This window comes from Xenorhabdus sp. PB61.4, assembly GCF_963894935.1.
Taxonomy (GTDB): Bacteria; Pseudomonadota; Gammaproteobacteria; order Enterobacterales; family Enterobacteriaceae; genus Xenorhabdus; species Xenorhabdus stockiae.
In genome coordinates this window covers 1-1,649 of the sequence record NZ_CAWQJR010000125.1, presented here as the reverse complement: position 1 = coordinate 1,649, position 1,649 = coordinate 1, and the positions used below count along the sequence as shown (strand labels likewise).

Below are 1,649 nucleotides of genomic sequence, written 5' to 3'. Positions count from 1 at the left end.
CTTGAGGTGGTTTGAAGCCAGCTCCCGACAGCGGACTTCGGTGGGCCGACCACCATCTCTTCCTGAGCTTATGCTACATACTGCTGCATTCCCTATGCTGCTAGTTTGTATGCCTGCGGCACACTTTCGATAATAAAACACCTTGATAACATCACCTTATCCCAATCTTCCAGCACACTCTCTTTAATATTACTCCGCTTTTTCGTGATGAAAGTGACACCGTTTTGCGCTAAATCGTTTGCCAGTTCCTGACTAAGGTAACCTTTGTCGCCATACAAGGCGGCAACCGTCATAGTGCCAACACCTTTAACGCTGCTCAACCGTTCAGAAAGCGCTTTAAAGTGGCTCTTGAGATGCTGGTTCATGTCTGTATCGATTCGGGCAAGTTCACTTTCCAGCGCTTTGATAATAATATTAATGCTTTTTCTGTTTTGCGGATGGGAAGGGTACAGCCGGTTACGTTCAGCCACCAACATCGTCATTAACTGGCGTCTGCGCACCACCATAGCCGCAAGAATCTGACGTTCAGCGTCTGGCAGAGCCCGGATAAAACGTTCCCGTTCCGGATGACGATTAATGACCTCCGCCATCTGTGCGAGTACTCTGGCGTCAATACGGTCAGTTTTTGCCAGATATCCCATCGCACGGGCAAAGTCACGTGCCTGTCTGGGGTTAATAACAGCAACGTCAAAACCTTCTGCCTGAAGCGAGCAGGCCACGGCGGCTTCAAGCCCGCCAGTGGCCTCCATCAGAATCAGCGCAACGGAATGCGTTCTCAACTCAGCAAGAACGGCATCAAAACCATCAGAGTCGTTACTTGCAGTGAACTGAGCAAACTCATGACTGGCAGCGATGTCCAGTGTTGCTTTAGAAACATCAATTCCCACACAGAGTGGATTTGGCAGACTCATGATTACCCCTCCTTGCAAATACGTTATGGAATACGGACAACTGTTCGGGTTTCAGATGAGTGGCTGGGTGTATGCGCCAATCGCTTACAGACGGGCTAGGAACCCTAGGCGGCATCAGGCTGCATACACCGCACCAAATCTAATCGTATTTATTTTAACCTACTTTTAAGATACAAGGTGGGCTATGCCCGCACCCGCCACGAAGACCGTAGCACAGGTATGACCCGTTACTACAGCCAGCATCCCAGCCTACATCTTAAAGGCAACTGGCTGAAAGAGGCCGGATTTGCCACCGGGCAGGCGGTGAATATCACCGTTGAACAGGGGCAGTTGATTATTCGGCTAATTGAACATGATGACTGCTAAAAGGAAGATCCCAGCTCTAAGGCTGGGATCTATACCTCTAAAACTTATTCCTTCTATTTTGAAAGAAGTAAATTACACAATATATACAGCTACAAAATATCCCAAAAACAGCCCCTAGCCCTACAGCTTCTTTGATATCATAATAATCAATTAAAAAATTTCCTGTTTTGAAGAAGAAAACTATTTCAACAACAAACTTTATCGCTAATATCATAAAAATTGATGACAGCGTAAATACAATAAATAAAAAAGGAAAATATTTTAACGCGATGCTCAACTTTAACATCCTATAACGTTGGCTTGTTGAAGCCAGTCGCGTTGACTTTTACCTTGTTTAACATTGGCAAAAATACCCAACGTGTGAGAAAGCAG

General features: G+C 46.0%; 1 protein-coding gene and 2 pseudogenes. 1 reads left to right on the top strand and 2 read right to left on the bottom strand.

Translation table 11 applies throughout. The features are described 5' to 3' along the window. Window positions 1–119: 119 nt before the first annotated feature. Window positions 120–911 (bottom strand): annotated as a pseudogene (locus tag AACX68_RS07260) (IS110 family transposase); the annotation flags it as partial. Between the two features lie 177 nt (window positions 912–1,088). Here AACX68_RS07260 and AACX68_RS07255 point away from each other — a divergent pair. Continuing rightward, entirely contained in the window at window positions 1,089–1,277 is a 189-nt protein-coding gene (locus AACX68_RS07255; protein ID WP_228860852.1) for a SymE family type I addiction module toxin, read from the top strand. Between the two features lie 279 nt (window positions 1,278–1,556). Here AACX68_RS07255 and AACX68_RS20145 read toward each other — a convergent pair. Beyond that, a pseudogene (locus AACX68_RS20145) lies at window positions 1,557–1,649 on the bottom strand (IS982 family transposase); the annotation flags it as partial.